Origin of the sequence: Hymenobacter persicinus (assembly GCF_004167665.1) — a bacterium.
Classification (GTDB): Bacteria; Bacteroidota; Bacteroidia; order Cytophagales; family Hymenobacteraceae; genus Hymenobacter; species Hymenobacter persicinus.
In genome coordinates this window covers 1-17,216 of the sequence record NZ_SEWE01000001.1, presented here as the reverse complement: position 1 = coordinate 17,216, position 17,216 = coordinate 1, and the positions used below count along the sequence as shown (strand labels likewise).

Annotated in this window: 16 protein-coding genes; 3 read left to right on the top strand and 13 right to left on the bottom strand. The window is 56.6% G+C overall.

Annotation, left to right across the window (positions count from 1 at the left end; genetic code table 11):
- Positions 1-83: 83 nt before the first annotated feature.
- Together EWM57_RS00070 and EWM57_RS00065 are read right to left on the bottom strand one after the other, a co-directional pair.
- Positions 84-758 carry a M48 family metallopeptidase gene (locus EWM57_RS00070; RefSeq protein ID WP_129919094.1) on the bottom strand — a complete coding sequence of 225 codons (675 nt, stop codon included), beginning with the start codon at positions 756-758 and terminating at the stop codon, positions 84-86.
- Positions 758-3,970, bottom strand: coding sequence for a type I restriction endonuclease subunit R (locus EWM57_RS00065; protein WP_129919093.1), 3,213 nt, complete (start codon positions 3,968-3,970; stop codon positions 758-760). Before EWM57_RS00065 ends, EWM57_RS00070 begins: the two co-directional genes overlap by 1 nt.
- Before the next feature lie 145 nt (positions 3,971-4,115).
- Between EWM57_RS00065 and EWM57_RS00060 the strand changes: the two genes are divergently transcribed.
- Positions 4,116-5,501, top strand: coding sequence for a hypothetical protein (locus EWM57_RS00060; RefSeq protein WP_129919092.1), 1,386 nt, complete (start codon positions 4,116-4,118; stop codon positions 5,499-5,501).
- A 187-nt stretch (positions 5,502-5,688) separates the two neighbouring features.
- Here the strand turns inward: EWM57_RS00060 and EWM57_RS21875 are convergent, their stop codons facing one another.
- From EWM57_RS21875 to EWM57_RS00040, 4 genes are all read right to left on the bottom strand, one after another.
- Positions 5,689-5,823 carry a DUF1016 N-terminal domain-containing protein gene (locus tag EWM57_RS21875; RefSeq protein ID WP_394345388.1) on the bottom strand — a complete coding sequence of 45 codons (135 nt, stop codon included), beginning with the start codon at positions 5,821-5,823 and terminating at the stop codon, positions 5,689-5,691.
- Between the two features lie 103 nt (positions 5,824-5,926).
- Positions 5,927-7,195 (bottom strand): restriction endonuclease subunit S, encoded by a 1,269-nt coding sequence (locus tag EWM57_RS00050; RefSeq protein ID WP_129919091.1) that lies wholly within the window; start codon positions 7,193-7,195, stop codon positions 5,927-5,929.
- The gene (locus EWM57_RS00045; protein ID WP_129919090.1) at positions 7,195-10,077 is read right to left on the bottom strand and encodes an HsdM family class I SAM-dependent methyltransferase; all 2,883 of its coding nucleotides are present in this window, start codon (positions 10,075-10,077) and stop codon (positions 7,195-7,197) included. The genes EWM57_RS00050 and EWM57_RS00045 overlap by 1 nt, the downstream gene beginning before the upstream one ends.
- 189 nt (positions 10,078-10,266) lie before the next feature.
- Positions 10,267-11,280, bottom strand: coding sequence for a tyrosine-type recombinase/integrase (locus EWM57_RS00040; RefSeq protein WP_129919089.1), 1,014 nt, complete (start codon positions 11,278-11,280; stop codon positions 10,267-10,269).
- A 327-nt stretch (positions 11,281-11,607) separates the two neighbouring features.
- On the opposite strand from EWM57_RS00040, the gene EWM57_RS00035 reads away from it, so the two are divergent.
- The gene (locus EWM57_RS00035; RefSeq protein WP_129919088.1) at positions 11,608-12,318 is read left to right on the top strand and encodes a DUF6088 family protein; all 711 of its coding nucleotides are present in this window, start codon (positions 11,608-11,610) and stop codon (positions 12,316-12,318) included.
- 593 nt (positions 12,319-12,911) lie between these two features.
- Here the strand turns inward: EWM57_RS00035 and EWM57_RS00030 are convergent.
- The 3 genes from EWM57_RS00030 to EWM57_RS00020 are packed head-to-tail and all read right to left on the bottom strand — an operon-like array spanning position 12,912 to position 14,116.
- The gene (locus EWM57_RS00030) at positions 12,912-13,289 is read right to left on the bottom strand and encodes a hypothetical protein (RefSeq protein WP_129919087.1); all 378 of its coding nucleotides are present in this window, start codon (positions 13,287-13,289) and stop codon (positions 12,912-12,914) included.
- Position 13,290: 1 nt separating this feature from the next.
- Positions 13,291-13,662 carry a hypothetical protein gene (locus EWM57_RS00025; protein WP_129919086.1) on the bottom strand — a complete coding sequence of 124 codons (372 nt, stop codon included), beginning with the start codon at positions 13,660-13,662 and terminating at the stop codon, positions 13,291-13,293.
- Positions 13,663-13,672: 10 nt separating this feature from the next.
- Positions 13,673-14,116: a hypothetical protein gene (locus tag EWM57_RS00020; protein ID WP_129919085.1), complete on the bottom strand. Its 444-nt coding sequence runs from the start codon at positions 14,114-14,116 to the stop codon at positions 13,673-13,675.
- A gap of 730 nt (positions 14,117-14,846) precedes the next feature.
- Here EWM57_RS00020 and EWM57_RS21710 point away from each other — a divergent pair.
- Complete coding sequence (locus EWM57_RS21710; RefSeq protein ID WP_262708219.1) at positions 14,847-14,969, top strand: hypothetical protein; 123 nt, start codon at positions 14,847-14,849, stop codon at positions 14,967-14,969.
- Between the two features lie 88 nt (positions 14,970-15,057).
- Here the strand turns inward: EWM57_RS21710 and EWM57_RS00015 are convergent, their stop codons facing one another.
- The 4 genes from EWM57_RS00015 to EWM57_RS21030 all read right to left on the bottom strand — a co-directional run.
- Positions 15,058-15,447, bottom strand: coding sequence for a hypothetical protein (locus EWM57_RS00015; protein ID WP_129919084.1), 390 nt, complete (start codon positions 15,445-15,447; stop codon positions 15,058-15,060).
- Positions 15,448-15,465: 18 nt separating this feature from the next.
- Positions 15,466-16,005 (bottom strand): hypothetical protein, encoded by a 540-nt coding sequence (locus EWM57_RS00010; RefSeq protein ID WP_129919083.1) that lies wholly within the window; start codon positions 16,003-16,005, stop codon positions 15,466-15,468.
- A 6-nt stretch (positions 16,006-16,011) separates the two neighbouring features.
- Positions 16,012-16,902 (bottom strand): hypothetical protein, encoded by an 891-nt coding sequence (locus tag EWM57_RS00005; RefSeq protein ID WP_129919082.1) that lies wholly within the window; start codon positions 16,900-16,902, stop codon positions 16,012-16,014.
- 30 nt (positions 16,903-16,932) lie between these two features.
- Positions 16,933-17,216: hypothetical protein (locus tag EWM57_RS21030; RefSeq protein ID WP_165370349.1), on the bottom strand; the 284-nt coding region annotated here is incomplete at its 5' end.

The following is a 17,216-nucleotide window of genomic DNA, read 5'->3' as shown; positions in this document are numbered from 1 at the left end:
TTCCTACACTGAACTAACTACTAATGCTAATCAGATTGAACAACCAGTTGAGACGATTGAGCAAGGAATTAGTCAGGTGGATGCTAAAAATCCACCTCTAGCAAATCCCCGTTTTTCTTTAGCCAGTCTTTGGCCTTCTGATAGTTTGGGATTTGCACGGAGAGGATGTTCCAGAAGCGCGGGGTGTGGTTGCCTTCCATCAAGTGCACCAACTCGTGCGCCACTAGATAGCCCACCACGTACAACGGCGCTTTAATGATGCGCCAGTTAAAGATGATGTTGTTGCTGGGCGTGCAGGAGCCCCAGCGGTACTTCATCTCTGACGTTTTGCACTCGTTGTACTGCACACCCAGGCGCTGCGCGTATTCCTGGGCCAAGGGCTCAATCTTCAGCAAGGCCTGCTTCAGATACCATTGCTTGAATAGAGCATTGGCGTTAGACTGGTTGGCACGGGAGATACGAAAGCGCTGGTTGAATTCAACTCCATCTATCTCTTCATCCACTACCAATAGCTGGTAGTTCCGGCCCAGGTACATCAGGTGCTCGCCCGAAATGAATTCCTTCGTTTCCGGCACGGCCGGATACTTCTGAGCATGGTTGAGCTTCTCCTTCAGCCATTGCCGCTTGGATTGCACGATGGCTTCAATGCGCTCCAGGGACAAGTGGTTTGGGGCACGGACGATAATCTTCCGGTCGCGCTCCACAGTGATGTTGAGCGTTTTGCGCGCACTGAATTTTACCTCGTACTCCAGCTGCATCAGTCGCGGACGATTTTGAAATGGTTGGTTTTGGCCAGCTCCATGATGCGGGAAACCAGCTCTTTGTATTTGAGCGTGATGTTCGGCGTTTTGATAAACTCTGGCGAGAGCAGCAGCTTCTGCAGCTCGCCGCGTAGCTTGGCCTGTGCCGGGGCGCTGTCCCAAAAGCCGGTGAGCTTGATTTCAGTGGCCACCTGGTGGAAGACGTGCTGCGTCAGGTTTACGTTCTGCGCGATTTCGTCCTCGGTCAGGGCGCGGTTATCGAACAGCTCGGCTTTGAAGATACGGAAGAAGGGCATCTGCTTCTTGCGGTCCAGGCCGAAGGTTTGCTCTTTTTCCTGGTTCTTGATTTTCTCCCGCAGCTTTTCCAGCTCTTCGTAGATGACCTTCCAGTTGCCTTTGAAATTTTTGAGAATCTCCTCCAAAGCTTCCGAAAAGGACGCGAACAGCTCCGGGTCTTCATCAATGTTGATGTTGATGTAGTGCCGGATAGCATGCTCCACAGCCGCCGCCTTAGTTTTCTCCCGCGCCTTGCCCTTTACATGCTGCTGGAAGTCGTCGGCAATGATGGAAATGGGCGCAATGGTCTGGTCGATACCTTTGGATACTAGAAACTCGTCGGCAATGGCACGCAGCTTAGGCGGAATGCCTTTCATGCTGAAACGGCCATCCAGAAAGTGCTTGTTTGCCAGCGCGTTTATCTCCGTAAAGGCTTTCCAGTCCGTGAAATACTCCAACGCTTCCTTGCGGGGAAGCACATTATTGAAGCAACTGGTCAGCTCGTTGTAGTGCTTGATGTAAGCGAAGCGGATATCCTCATCATAGAACACGTCGAAGAAAGCATCAGAGTCGCTCAGATCGGTCAGACCGTGGCCTTCCAAGAATTTCCAGATATCCTGGTGGGCCTTAATGAGGGCGTTGAGTTCGGCCTCGTCATCGGAAAGACACTCCACGATTTCCTGCAGCTCTTTTTCGGCATACACGTCCAGCGCCCGCTTTAGGTGTTGGCCGACACCCACGTAGTCCACTACGAAGCCGCGCTCTTTGCCGGCTGGCCCTACGCGGTTCACGCGGGCAATAGTCTGCAGCAGGTTGTGGGCAATGATGACCCGGTCGAGATACAGTACTTGCTCGATGGGCGCGTCGAAGCCGGTGAGCAGCATGTTGTTCACCACAATAATGCCCACGTTGCCGTTAAGGGTCTTGTCTTCCTCGTCGGTCTTGCCGAAGGGAAGTTTGAAGCGCTTGATGCTCTTTTTGTGGTAATCGGCGCTGGTGTATGCCTTAATTTCCAGCTCGTCGTTGTGGCTGCCTGAGATGACCACGGCGGTAGTTAACGCCTCTAGTTGGGCTAGGTTTACCAGCATGGGGTTAGCTACCTGCAGTTCGGCCAGCTTGGCTTGCAAGGCTTCGTCGAGGGCGGCTTTGTAACGCACGGCCGCGCTGCGCGAGTTGGCCACCACCTGCGCCTTGAAGCCACCCGAGAAAATGTGCTCCACGTAGTGGTTCACCATGCTGCGGGCCTTTTCGCGGATGGTCTGCACGTTGTCTAGGTACGCATCGCGCGAGCCGAATCCCAGAATCTGCAGCCGTTCGGTGAGGTTGTAGTCGCTGAAAACGTCGGCAAACTTTGCGTCCATGCCCTTCTTGTCGGCTACCTCTGCGTTGTGAGTGAAGCCCTCGTACACAATTTCCAGCGTCACGCCATCGTCAATGGCCTGGCGCATGGTGTACTTGTCGATGTAGTCCTTGTACTTTTTCTCCGTTTTGGCGGTGGGCGTGCCTGTGAAGCCGATGGAGGTGGCGTTCGGCAAGGCGCGGTCGAGGTTGGCGGCCAGCATCGAGTACTGCGAGCGGTGGGCCTCGTCGGTCATCACCAGCACCTGCGGGCTCTTGTTAAGCTCCGGGAAAAGCTCCAGCCCGCTCAGCTCGCCGTTCTCCTGAAACTTGTGAATCATGGCCATCACCAGGTCGGAGTTGTCGTTGCTTAGCAACTCCTTTAGGCTCTTGCCATCGGGCGTAGCTTTGGGGTTGATGAAGTTGGCGGGCTTGATGGTGAAGCCGATGCTCTGCCCGGTTTCGGCCAGCTGCTCCTCCAACTGGGTGCGGTCGGTCACGAAAATGATTTTCCAGCCCATAAGGGCGGGGCGCAGCTTCATTTCGCGCACCATAAACATCATGGTCAGCGACTTGCCCGAGCCCTGCGTGTGCCAGATGATGCCACCGCGCTCCAAGGGGTTTTTGCCGTCAATCAGGCGCTGGGTGGCCACTTTTACGGCCCGGAACTGCTGGTAGCGGCCTACTACCTTAATCTTGTGCCCCTTATCGTTGCTGGCAAACACCGTGAACACCCGAATGATGTCGAGCAAATTGCGCGGGGCCAGCATCCCGGCCACCAGGCGCTGCTGGTCGTTGGGGGCCGACTTACCGTGCGCCAAGTCGTTCACCGTGAGCGGGTAGGGGTCGGTCCAGCGGTAAAACAGCTTTTCGATGCCCGTGGTGATGGTGCCGAACTTGGCCTCGGTGCGGCAGGTCGTGACGATGAACTGGTTGTAATAGAACAGCTCCTTGTTGCCCTCGCCCGTCACGCCGCGCTGCTCCATATAGCGCTGCAGCTGGTCGATGGCTTCGGGAATGGGCTCCTTCACCTTGCTCGACTTGGCCTCGACCACCACCACCGGCAGGCCGTTCACGAACAGCACGATGTCGGGAATGATGTGGTGGTTGGTGCCCGGAATGTTGACCTTGAACTGCGAAATAGCCGTGAAAACGTTGTTTTCCAGGTTCTCGAAGTCGATATAGCGCACGGTGGGGCTCAGCTCCCCGGTTTGCTCGTTGGCGGCTACAGTGGTGTTTTCCAGTAAGTAGTGCAGCACCTGCTGGTTGTTCTCAATCAGGCTGTTTTTGTCGAAGGTGCTGATGCGGCGCACTACTTCCTCTACCTGCCCGTCGGTCAGGAACGGGTTGATTTTGCGCAGGGCCGTGCGCAGCTTGGGCGGCAAAATCACTTCCGAAAACGAAGTTCGGAAGCTCTGAGCTGGGGTTTGCTGCATGGGCAGCTCCAGGACTTCGTTGGGCCCTTCCTCTGCGCTCTGCTGCCAACCCAACCCCCGCAACTGCTCCATCAAGGGCTTTTCGACGTGGCTGTACTCGTCAAGCTTGAGCGACTGGCCGAGGTTGCCTTTGTAGTTGGTGTCGTTGCTGAGTTGCATGAAGGAAAGGTGCTAGATATGGTATTAGATGAGCTTAGGGTGAGTTGTCCGGCTCAAAATTGCTGGTCATTCTTTTTAAGGAGCTTAGAGCAGCGACAGACCGCTACATTTGCTCAGTCTAATCATTGTCATAAAGCCAGCGAATATGCCTGATTTAACCGGTTTTTTATCGGACAGCTTCCAATACCAGCTTAAAGCTACTGCCGCGCTCAATTCGGGTAACCGGTTTGAAAACGCACTGAAGCATTATTTCGCGGCTTTCTTCGACGAATTCAGACGATTGGATTCGGCTCACACGGTCGATAGCTTCCAGGATGCCGTTTCCGACACCAAGCCGAGATTGTACGATTGGATAGACTGTGTGCGGGAAGGGCTCCAAGGCGAGATTAACGAATACGAAAATTTGTTCAATGACATTTCTTATGCCTACCAGCTTTTCGTTCGAGGCAAACACTACCACGCCACCCTGCACCTCTTTGATGTGCTGGAAAAGTATGACATGGCGGATGTCATCGAACCAGGTGAATTAGGATTGTACTACAAGGGCCGAACCAAGCGCCCGGGCGATGTGGTCACCGATGACGACTATTACTATCATATCAGCTTTGAAAAGCGGTTCTTGATAGCCAACCAACGGTTTAGCTATTCCGGGCAACCTATTCTTTACATTGGGTCTTCTGTGCTCGATGTATTATACGAGTTGAGATGCGACCTTTCTGATTATCAGAAAATTGCCTTGGCAGCTATTGGCTACGACCCGTTGATAGAGACATCCATCAGCGAGAAAACCGGAAAACGATTTCCGCCACTCAAAGTGTATGATGTCACCAATCACATTCATAAAACCATCACCCAAACCCTGCACCGTTTGATGCAGGCTGGGGTCGGGGTGCCGGCTTGTGACGACGAAGGGTTTAGACCAAACTTGAAGCACTTAAAAAAAGACTTCAAGAAGTTTATCCTTACTCAGCTTTGTACATTTAAACGCACCCATAATCACACGTTTATTGAGGAATACATCCCGGCCCAGATACTAACAGAAGCGTTGCGGATTAACGGCTACCACGGCATAAAATTCCCGTCCACGCAGTTTGACGGCAAGCTCCTTGATGGACACGCCCAACAAAATCTGTCGGCCATTCAGGAAAACCTGGCGCTGTTCACTACCTACTCGGGAGAAGAACAGTATGATTACGAGCTAATGAATTACTTTATCGTTCAACCCTTGGATGAGGCCACTGCATTCGCCAAGTCGGTCGCAGAGCATCAGGAGGACATCAAAGCAATCCAAGGAGACATTACCACGGGTGTTTACCATTCTGGCAAATTAGCGCGCCCCATCGAGCATGCCAGTATGAACGTTGGTAAAGTGCGCGGGTGCGAATTCGACTTGGATGTTGAGGGAAAACCATATTTTGACTGGGACTTCGCGCGGATGGAGTTATATGCACAGGCATCTTATTTGAATCAGCTTAAAAGCCAGCTGATGTACTTCAGTAATGGAGAACAGAATATGTTTCCAATGAAGTAGTTGCGCTGCGTGACATTAACACCATCGCGTCTTTGATAATGGCACGGGCCACGGCCAGCACGGCGGCCACGTCGTTGCTCAGCAGCAGACGCTCCAGCTGCCGGGCCAACCACTTGTTTTTGTGCGTCCAGCTGAATTGTGTCCGCACTGCGGACACAATGGGGAAGGCCCGGTAAAACTGCACATATCAATACAGCTGCCGCCGCGAAAACCCGCTGCCAAACTGCGGCTGCAAGGTATCGGCTAGCCCTTGTACCAGAAAGGTGCCATACGCGGCCCGGTCGGCGCCGTGCTGCTCTTCTTCCACGATGGCCTGCCCGATATGCCAGTCAGTTGCACCCGCTCAGCATCGACGGCTCGTACGGCCCGCTCCCGTGCCTGGGCAATGAGGCGCTGCACTGTGGCTACTAATTCCGGGCTCAGGTTCATACGTCGGCCGTTTCGCGGATGAGCTGCCCGACCCGCACCTTGCCGCTCAATAGGTCTTGCATCAAGCCAGCTTTTTGGGCGTGGAGCTTGCGTAAACCAGACGTAAGAGTTTCAAGAAAGCGCTGATTCTTGTCAATGATTTCAATGATTCTGCCTTGCTCTGAAACATTTGTCGGGTATTTCATCTGCAATTTTTCAATTGATGCCTGACTTATGTTTTTCATGGAAGCGCTGCTTCCGGTAGCGGCGGTTTCTATCTGTATTCTTAGGTACGGTTGAGTCAAAACATGAAAAGCAAAATACTTTAGCATCTTACTTTCATTCAACGTCATCCGCAAGGATTTATCAGATAGCAAAAGCTTGCGGTACTTGCCTTCAACAATACAGACCTCACCGACTAGATTCAAGGTATTAGCTCTGGAAATCAAGAAGTCGCTATCATTTATAAGGTACTTCTCATTTGCCAGGTGCTCATTTAAGAGAACTTTATTCTCTTCTGCCTTAAATCCTTTCCTGTTTATCGCACTGACCTTAATAATCCCGAACTGGTTAGCGCCTGCCTGAATATTTGGGCATTCCAAACTTTTGCCGCCTTCGATTCCAAGGATAAAATTCCCGAATTCAGATACCTCCCACTCCGCCGGAATACGCCCGAGCGGGCTGTCTTTAAAGGCGTGAGTTTCTTCGCTGCGGATGTTGCCGTGCTCGTCAATGCCTTTGGTGAGCAGGTCTTGCATCAGGCCCGTTTTGAGGCGGCGGTATTTGGCAATCAGCTGTTCGGTTTGGCTGATGGCTTCATCCACTTTGGACAGGATGCGGGCAATCTGGCGCTGTTCGTCAGCAGACTCAGGAACTAAGAGCTCGAATTCCTTGATGGCCTTTTGCTGAATATTCGGCAAGCCCGAGCCAACCCGCAAATCCATTATCAGGCTTTCCCGGCCCTTCAATGCTTGGTATAAAAAGCCTTTGTCAAGGCCCTTTTTCAAATCCAGCAGCGAATAGCAATGCCCGCCACTCCAAAACTTAGAAGTCAGATAATTGACGAAGCCACAAGAGTTGCCGCCTTCACTAATGGTAATGGTTTCGGCTTCCGTATTCCATAAATCAGAATAGCCAGAAGGTGTAATGCCGCCGTTGATGCACGGGTACATTCCCGCATCAGATAGTTCAATTCGATTGAATTGAACGCCTTTCTTGATTTTGCAAATTGCCCCGAGCTTGTTTGACTCCCACCCATCGGGCACATTCATTTCCATATACGCCATCAGTTCAGGTAGTTTAGCTGGGTCAGGAAATCGTGGAGTTCGGCCATCGTGTCGTGGCGCTGGGTTTCCAGGCGCTGGGCCGAGGTAAAGTACTTGTCGAACAGGTTTTCGTAGGCGGCCACCAGGGCCCGCTTTTCGGTGCCGAGGTAGCGTTGCAGTTGGTTGTTGATGATGTCGAAATGCTTCTGCAGAATCAGCCGCTGGCTTTCTTCCTCTGTGATGATGCCGCCGGTTTCGGCCAGCAGCCGGTCGAGGCTGTCGAGCTTGGCTTGCAGGATTTCCTGGTCTTTCTGGCGGGCGTTGTAGGGCTTGGCTATTTCCTTCAGCATCTTCTGGGCATCCAGCACATCCTGCAACTGGTAAGGCTCAGACTTGTCGGCTTTCAGCTCCTTCTCCAGCGTCCCCACCGCTTTGCGAATGGCCGCGAAGTCCTTGGTGCCCTTCAGCTCCTTGCGGAAGCTGGCAATTAGGTCGTCCACGTCGGCGTCGAGCTTGGCCAGCTCGGCCTGCGCAGTGTGCAGCAGGGCCTGGCTTTCGGCCTTCTCATCATCGGCCCCATAGCGCTTCAGAATAAGTTTCAGCTCCAGCTCGCCTTGTAGCTTTTTCAGCTGGGCTTTACCGTCCTTCAACTGCGCTTCCAGCTCCCGTATGCGGACGTCGGCGGCTTCCAGCGGTTCGGCTTCGGCGGGGGCGTGCTTTTCGTCCAGCAAGTAGTCAATCTGGGCTTTCAGCTCGCTCTTGGCTAGGGCAGGCGTCAGCTTGACTTCGCCTTCTTCCTCATCGGCCTCATAGTCCAGCAGGTTCAGGGCTTCCTCCACGGCTTCTTCCAGGCTGGTTTCCAGCGTGGCCTGGGTCAGTTCCAGCTGCTCCAGCGCGGCCTGCTCCGATTGGAAGAATGCCGCAATCATGTAGGCGTTAGGTATCAGGCTGGCCTCCCAGCCGTTCTGCATGATGGTTTTGAGGTCATACTTGATGTTGTCCCACCAGTTCACGAATACGCCCGCCACCTGGTAGGTATCGAGCACGCCCACCGGCACAAACTTCTCCTTGATAGTGGCTAGCAGCTCCTGCCGCACCTTGGGGAACTTGTCGCCGCTCAGCGCCACGTAGGTGGCCATCGACTCTTCCACGGCATTATCGGGCACTTTCTTGGGTGCCAGGGTAGAAAAGTCTTCTTTAGCCAGCTGCCACCATTCGGCTAGGTGCAGGCCTAGCTCGGTCAGCGTTTTCTCCACCTGCTGGTCGTCTTCCACCAGCGGCTTAATGGCGGCCTTCTCGGCCACGGCAAACGCTTTATACCGGTCGTTGTGGTCGACAAACAGCTGGTAGCCGTCGAAGCCGAACTTGGGCGCCTGCGTGGTTTGCACCTGCTCAATCTCGGCCACCGGTACGCCGCCCACCAGGTGGGCCGTCACGTCTTCGGGCTCGGGTGGCGGGGTGTTGTCCACATAGCGCCGGATGTTAAGCGTGAATTCGTTGGACTCGATGGTATCGAAGTCTACCAGCCGCGAGTAGCCATCTTCTTCCAGCTTGTGCTCAAATACGTAGTCGATTTTCTCGATGTCTTCAGGGCGTAGCATATTCTGCTTTTTACCCTCGGCGTAGTCCTTATCGGCGTTGATGATGAAGACCTTGTTTTTGAGGTGGTCGGGCTTGCTCTTGTCAAACACCATCACGCAGGCCGGAATACCAGTGCCGTAAAACAGCTGCGGCGGCAGGCTGATGATGCCTTCCAGCACGTCGGCCCGCAGCATTCCCTCCCGGATTTCCTTTTCCTTGCCGCCCCGGAACAGCACCCCGTGCGGCATCACCACCACCACCTTGCCCGTGCGCTTGCAGCTGGCCAGCATGTGCTGCACAAACATCAGGTCGGCTTTCTTGCCCGTTTCGGGCGTGAAGCCATACTGAAACCGCTCCGGGTGCTTCATAGTGGCCCGGTTGTAGTTCTGCGAAAACGGCGGATTAGCAATTACCCGGTCGAACTGAATTAGCCGCCCATCCCGCTCGTTCAGCGGCTCCTCCAGCGTATCGCCGTACTCGATGTTGTAGCGCGTAATGTTGTGCAGGATGATGTTCATCTTGCAGATGGCCACTACCGTGGGGTCGTTTTCCTGCCCAAACAGCTCCAGGTCGGCTCCGTCCTGGCCCTGCTCCTGCACGTACTGCTGGCTCTGAATCAGCATCCCGCCCGACCCCGCCGTGGGGTCGTAAATGGACATACCCGCTTTGGGCTTGATGAGCTGCACCAGCAGGCGCACCACTTGGTTGGGTGTGTAGAACTGCCCGCCCTTCTTGCCACCCTCGTCGGCAAAGTGTTTGAGCAGGTATTCATACGCCGCACCCAGCAGGTCCGGAAACTCAAAGTTGTCATTGACCAGCGCCGGAAACTCGTTGAAGTGGTCAATCATCTTCTTCAAATCGACATTCTTGACGATTTGCTTGCCATCCACTTCCTTGTTGAAGTTGATGCGCCCCTTGAAAATGCCCGACAGCGTGTCGGGATTGGCCTCCTCAATGGCATCGAGCGCCTTGTTCAGCATCTGCCCGATGTTGGCCTGCAGGTGCTTGATGGGTGGCTGAGCGTTGCCATTCTCGTCCGTAAAGCCTTCGTTCCAGCGGGCCCGCTGGGGCACGAAGAACGTTTCGCCGTAAGTGTCCTTGTCTTCCAGCACCGTGAGCAGAATGTCAGCATCCAAGTGCTTATAGTCGCGCCGGCGCAACTGCTCGCGCTTCTGGTCAAACACATCGCTCATGCGCTTCAGGAACAGCATCCCGAAGATGAATTCCTTATATTCAGAGGCGTCCATCTTTCCGCGCAGGATGTCGGCCGCCTTCATCAGAAAGCTTTCCAGCTGGGAGAGCTTTATCTTTTCAATCTTCATCTATAAGTCAATTAGCGCTTTGTTGTGGGCGCTCGTTTCTGTTATTGCTTTCCAGCTTGGTCGGTGGCGAGACGAAAGCCCTTCCAGTGTTTGCTATGGTTTCAAGTGCTAGCAAAGAGCAAATGTACTCGAATGTAGGGTGGGCTTTGCTAAAAATAAGGGCCACGCTCGTGACCATTTTAATAGTGTTTATAAGCCTAAGTTTTGCGCTGCATTAAAGCTGACTACATCATCCAGACGCGAGTAACGGTCAATCATTGCGTCGGTCTTCTGCTTGGTCTGGTTCTTAATAAAACGGTTGGACTGGCCCCGTATCACTGACACTGTTATAAAGGAGACGCGCAGGGAATGTGCAGAGTAGTTCTTCTCTGGAATCTTGTGACCTTCCTCGTCGTGGTTCAGGTGGAGCTGCACCAGTCTGTTCACGCGCAGGGCCGACAGGCGCTTTTGAGTGGGTATCGCCTCGCCTTTGACTTTGCCGCGCTTGAGTGACACGAATAAAGGTCCCGTGCTCCGGCCTAGTTGTTGTACCCAGGCGCGGGTGCAGCGCACTGGACAGAAGGCCGCCGTCGCCGCATAGAACACGGCCTTATCTTCGGCCTCACCGGCCTGGTTGGTTTTGCTTTTGGGCAGGTGCACAATCAGTGCCCGCTCAGTAAATTCCAAGTGCTCCACGTTCAGGGCCACGAGTTCGGAGCGGCGGAAGGCCCCGGCGAAGCCCAGCAGCAGCAGGGCCCGGTCACGTAGCCCGGCCGTTTTGGTGACATCCAGTCGACGAATACTTTCCTTGAGTTCCTCCACCGTAAACGCCGGCGCCTGCTTTTGCCGCTTGCCTAACGTGCGCGTGATACCTTCTATGACTAGGGCCAACTCGTCGGCGTGCACCGGCGAGGGGTAGCCGCGCAACTGGTGGTGCTTGTGAATGGCGGCCAAGTGCCGCTTGATGGTCGAGAGCTTACGCGGGATGTCGGCCAGGTCAGCTGCATACCGGGCCACAGTAGCTACGTCGGCCGGCAGCGGGCACAGGCCGTGCAGCGCGCAGTACTCCCCGAAGCTTTTCAAATCGGCCGAGTACGCGAGCACCGTATTGTCAGCGCCCTCCAGTCCGAGCTTGAGGTAGCGGGCGACGTTATCGGCGGCGGTAGCGAGTTGGGAACCTAAGGCCTGCGGCTGGTCGGGGATGCGGGTGAGTTCGGTGCTCATGCGGACAAAAGTAGCCAAAATAGTTTAGGCATCATAAGTAACAATTATGATGTCTAAACTTGGCACTGGCTTAGGTGAGCTTGGTAAGGCTGGCTAGAATATTTGTGCGTGACCTACCACACTGCTAAGCGACCTGAAGCCGGCCTCTTCGCTCGTACCAGGACTGCTCCGTGTTGCCGATTCACTTGCCGGGGTACAAGCCAGTGCTCGTTCAGCGGCAAGAACTCCGGCTAGGGGAAAACAGTGTCAAGTTTTTACTTGTAAAAACTTGACACTGTAACGTGCTTTGCCCAATCAATTTCAACGCGTCCTATGCCGGAGTCTATTATGCATCGAGTCCGCCAGCAGGTGTTAGCGGCTGAGCCCGGTAATCTGCTGACCTACGAAGACCTAGTGACGGAGCCGTCAGAGTTTGGCGCGGTAGCAGCGGCCCTGAGTCGCCTAGGCCGGGAAGGGCTGGTGGTCCGCTACGCCAAGGGGCAGTACTACCGGCCACAGAACAGCCGGTTTGGCCCGCTGCCGCTGTCCGAGGGGGCCATACTACGCACCCTGACTACCCAAGAAGGAGTAGTATCAGCCTACCTCACTGGCGCCGCACTTTATAACCAGCTGGGTCTGACTACCCAGGTGCCTGTCACCATCAAAGTGACAACAGCCAAGCCGCGGCGCACCCGGCCAAAGCGGGTAGCGTTTGTGGTGCGCCCGGCGCCGGAGCGTGCCAGCGACGTGCCGTTGCTCCAGTGGCTGGAGGTACTGCGCGACCTGCGCCGCATTCCCGATGCCCGGCCCGATAAAGTCTTGGCCCAGGTACAGAGCCACATTAAAAGCCTTGCCCTAGCAGAGCGCCGCCGCCTTGTGGGACTGGCCACTACCCTGGCTCCGCCGCGCGCCCGCGCGGTGCTCGGTGCGCTGTTGGAACTACAGGGCGATATACAGGGGGCCGCTAGACTGCGGATAACCCTCAACCCGTTCACCACCTACCGGCTCGGCCTCACCACTGCGGCCCTGCCCAACGCTCCCCGGTGGAACATCCGATGACGCTTAAGCCTGGCGCTATAAAATGGAGCGTGCAGGTTTAAGCCCTTATCAAACGTGCCCGTTGTGTCGTACCCCTCCTTAATTAAGGAGTGCGCAAGCTTTCACCCAATCCAGAGGCATCCGGCCACCGCAGGCGGTAGTTGGTGCTGCGGCCGCCGGCGCTGTCCCGGCCGAGACTTTCTCTACCAGGTCGGCGATGTCCCGGCCCGCCTATCCTGGGAGCATTTGGCTATGCAGCGTGTTGGTGGATGTAAGGGGTTATTCTCCGCATAATATGCGGTAAATACGCAGGATATTCTCCGCATCCGCCATATTGCTGGTGACCAAACAGGTCTTTTAAGGTCAACAACCAGCGTAAACATTAAAACAGAGGTTGTTTTAATGTTTACTTTTTCCCTAATGGGCTCACAAAGGGCTCACCACTCCGGAGTTGGATTTGTTGGAAGCGGTTTTCCAGCACGCAGGGGCCTTTTTTAGCGAGAGGTCATGCCATAGCAATGGGCTCACAATAGGCTCACTCGGTATGGGGCTCGTTCGATTTGGGAAGAAGCCAGCGCTTGCAACAGGTTGAGGTTCCCCGATGATACCCTGTTCTACAGCCCGGCGGCAGCCCGCTGCTGCTGCTCGAAGGCCCAGTCTTCCGGGGACAAAATGGCCTGCATAAAAGCGGAATAGCCCACGTCGCGCCGCTCCAGCGCATGCCGGCGCAGGGCCAGGCTGGATTTAGCGCCCGCAAAGCCGCCTTTCTCCATGGCCTGGCGAAAACGTTCGGGCAATCCTTCCAGCCAGTGCCGATAATCCTCCTCCGTGACTTCGCCGTCGGCCAACTGCTGGTACCGATACGTGGCGTTGCCCAGGCGGAACAGCCGGGCCATCTCGGCCCGCTGGCCTTCGGGCAGCTGCTGCAAGGTTTGCAGCTGGGCCTGGTGGTGCTTGTCGAGCGGGTGGCGTGGGTGCAACAGTTCTTCCATGCTATTCAGTCAGCCCCTGCTTGGCAAAGGTGGATAAGACGTGGTTGTTTTCGTAGAGCACACCCTCCCGCTTGCCGGCGTTGAAGTTGGGCCCATCCCCGCGCAGCACCTGCCAGATGTTGGCGTAGGCTACGCGCACCGACGAGCGGGGCTGCTGGCTGCCGGGCTGGAGCAGCACCTCACACACGAAACCGTCGGTCCCGATTTGCAGATTCCACATCGTGCTCTGGTGCAGATGCAGCGTGCCGAGCATGACCGGGCCGTTCTCCGTCTCAAAGTAGGTCGTGCACACCATGAAGTGATGCTGCGGGTTGGAAAGGCCGGCGTGCACCTGGTGCAGAACGGCGGCTACATCATGCGGCTCGCGGGGCATAAGACGGTCGTTACGGCTGGTTAATAGTCCACGGGGTGGGGTAGTTCTCGCGGTGGATACGCTCGTTGTAGTACACCGACTCGGTCGGTAGAAAGGAGAGTTGCTCGTCTACTTCCTCCCCGGGCGGGATGACTTTGCGCAGCAACTGGTAGAGCTGCTCGAAAGGAATCGTGGCGCGAAAACGGTCAATCCAGGGGACCGGGACGTGCGGCTCATCGTCTTCCGGGTGGCGCACGAACTCTGTGTCGAAGGCCACGAAGTCGGGACCGATTTCAAGGTTGGCGACCTCGCCGTGGTGCAGGGAAAACACGGCCGGGTAGTGCCGGCGCCGCGGGTGATTGTCGCGGTCGTAGTAGTGCCCGCCTAGTAGGTAATACACGCTCGGGTCAGCGAGGTCCCTATCGACCTGGTGCAGCAGCTCCAGCAGAGTGGCCCAGGTGTTCTGATTTTCCATTGACGGCGCCGCAGGGGATAGCGAATGAGGATAAAATTCCAGTATGAGGCGGAAATTGGTGAATAAATTCCAATAAGAGGCGTCTGAATGCGTCAAGTAGGCTCAGCTGCGCAACTGATTGCGTGGAATTCTGATAAGGTATGCGGTTACAGCTCAGACTCTCCTGTTTTGCTGAGTAGACCACAGGCCTCCCTAAGCAGGGAGTTGCCGTCTTGGTAAAAGTTGGTACCGGATGCTATCAATTTTGCGAGTTAAAAAGCGTAACAGCTGCCTGTTTTGCCCGTATTGGCTAGCTTTGCCTGCCAAACTGATTGCCGAGTATGCTAGCTCAGAAATCCTACGCTTTGCCTAGCGGCCCCTCGTCAGCGGCTCATTCTGCGGACTGGCTGCGCTGGGCTCACCGGCAGCCGCTGCCCATCCAGCAGCGGCCTGCCCTCTTCGTGGGCTCCTTCGCGTAACGCACCCTGACTTACTGAAATCAGCAACATGCAGCGCCCTCAAGCGGGCGGCTGGGCTGATAAGCTATTTCCTGCCCGGCCCCAATCCGTGGCTGCAGGCGGGGCGTTTTCCACCCTTTCCGTTGATATTTTCTATGGCTGCGAGTCCGTATCGCCGCTTTTCCAGCATTTGCCCTGCCATCCAAACGCTGGTCATTCGGCTCATCCAAGAAGAATTTACTCCCTTATTATCCCTTTCCGCGCACGTTTCCGAAGCTGCCTGGGCCCGTGCCGTGGCGCTGGCCGACCCCACGTTCCTGTACTGCACCGCCGCGGAGCCCGCCGTGCGCATCTGCCCGGACTCCTACTCCCAGCTGCAGGCCTTGCTGCAGCGCGAACTGACCAAAGCGGAGTAGCAACGAGCGTATACAAGAAAAGCCCGTCCAGCTATCTGGACGGGCTTTCTGATGGCTTTAGGCCATGCGACGGCGCACGGCCGTTGCCCTATTGCCCAATCACGTACACGGGCACGGCCTGGGCATCGGCGCCGCGGCCGGTTTCCTTTTTCACTTCCCGCCCGTCAAGCAAAATGGCCGCCGTGATTTCCGAGGCGGCCGTGCCCCCGTCGAGGCTGGCCAGCAAACTGAGGTGGTCGCCTTGCTTCATGGTGCGCTTGAAGCGGTAGGTGGCCGGCAGCGGGACGTTGCTTAGGGTAGTCGTGCCGCCGCTTTCGTTGTCGTAGCTGAGGTAATCGGACAATGGGGCGGTGGTGGAAGAAATCCGGTACTCAACCTGGTATTCCCTGGGGCCGGCGGGCGTCGCATCGTCCTTGGAACAGCCGGCCGCAGTAACCAGGAAGAGGCTACTGAGCAGCAGATAGGTCAGTCGTTTCATAGGTCAGAAAGGCAGGGGTTAGCGGAAGTGGTACCGCAGGCCGGCGCTGGCATAGCCCGGCCATTGGTCGATGAGGGGGGTGTTGAACAGGTAGCCCTTGGTAGCGGTGGCCACGAGCGAGAGCCGGTTGCCCAGAAAGCAGTCGACTTCAGCCCCGGCCTGCGGGCCGTAGGTGAAGCGTTGCGGCTCCTTGGCATCAGGGGCCAGCTCACCAGTGCCGTTTTCGCCGGTACGCTCGTAACCGGCGGCGGCCCCCAGCAGTAGGTGCACGTAGGCCACTTCGCCCAGGCGAAACAGCTGCGGGGCGAGCAGCACCCGGCCCACGTAGCTGGCGTATTCACCCCGGCCGCTGAGGGTGCCGGCGTCGCGCAGCCCGCTGGCGCGCAGGGCCAGGCGGTTGGTGAGCATGCTGGTGTAGCTCAGCTCGTAGTAGTCGCCCTTCTCGGAGCGCCCCAGGTGGGCGCCCCAGCTGGAAATGTGTTGAACGTGGCGCTGGGCGGAGGCCGGCACGGCGCCGGCCTCCGCCAGCAGCAGGGCCACTAGCAATAGGTTTTTCATACGGGGTTAGTTGCGGGGGCGGGCCCGGTCAGCTTTGATAAGGGCGTTTTGCACCAGGATGTCGGAATAGACCATTTCGGCCGCCTGCCGCGAGGGACCGGGCTGGGCGGCTTCGGCCAGCAGCCGGTCGGCTTCCTGGCGCAGCTGCATGGCCTTAATCATGTTGTCGTTGGAGGTATTCAGGGCCACCATCCGCTCGCCTTCGGTCATGGCGTAACGGCCGGGGTTCTTCAGCGTGGCGTTCAGCTCGATGCTCTGCTGGGTCATCTCATCGGCAATCTTGTAGTAGCCGAAGGCCGTGGCAATCTTCTTTTTCTGCATCATCTCCTCGTAGGCAAACGTGGAGACGGCCGCTTCCTCACGCTTGAGCTGGTACTGCTGGGAGCTCATGCGGTTGTTGCCCGCCGTGGCACCCGAACCGAAGCGCGAAAACACGTCGTACACCGTGTTCAGGTCCTGCTGGGGGTTGTTGAGCTGCAGGGCCTGGCGCAGGCGCTCGGCCTTCTGGAACACGGGCATGTACTGGTTGCTCTGCCCCCGGCCGGACATGGCCAGGGCGCGGGCAAACAGCTCCTGGGGGTTGGAGAGGCGCAAATCCTGAATGCTCTGCACCTTGCGCAGGTCGGCCTGCACCTGGCGCTGCAGCTGCAGGGTCTCGTCGGTAATGTCCTTGACCTGCCCGGTGATGTCCTTGGTGACGCCAGCAATCTGCTTGGCGTCCTTGATAACCTGGTAATTTTTGACTGTTTCGGTCCACTGAGCGAGGCGCTTGGCGAAGTCGCCGATGTGCACGCCCATGTGCAGCGGGTCGTTCACCACGGCTTGCGCCGCGGCGTCAGCACGCGGAATCAGAACCAGCGCCAGGGCCACGAAGGCCGGCAAAAGCATCTTTTTCATCGTCGTATCCGGTTAGGTGAAAAGAAAAGGTTAACGGTTCGCGGCTTCCGGGCCCAGCTGGCCGGCGGCCGCGGTGGTAATCAGGATGGGGTAGCCATCGGGCAGCAGCACGTCGCGCAGCTTGGTGCGGGTCTTGGGCCGCGACAGCACCGAGGCGGCCACCCGGCCGCCCACGCCCACCACGGAATTGGCCGCCGAAGCCGAGCGGTCGATGGCCGTGCTGATTTCCTGGGTGGTCTGCTGCTGCAGCTCGTTGCCGGCCATGCCGGCTTCCCGGGCCACGCGCTTCACCGGGTCAATCATGATGCCCGGCA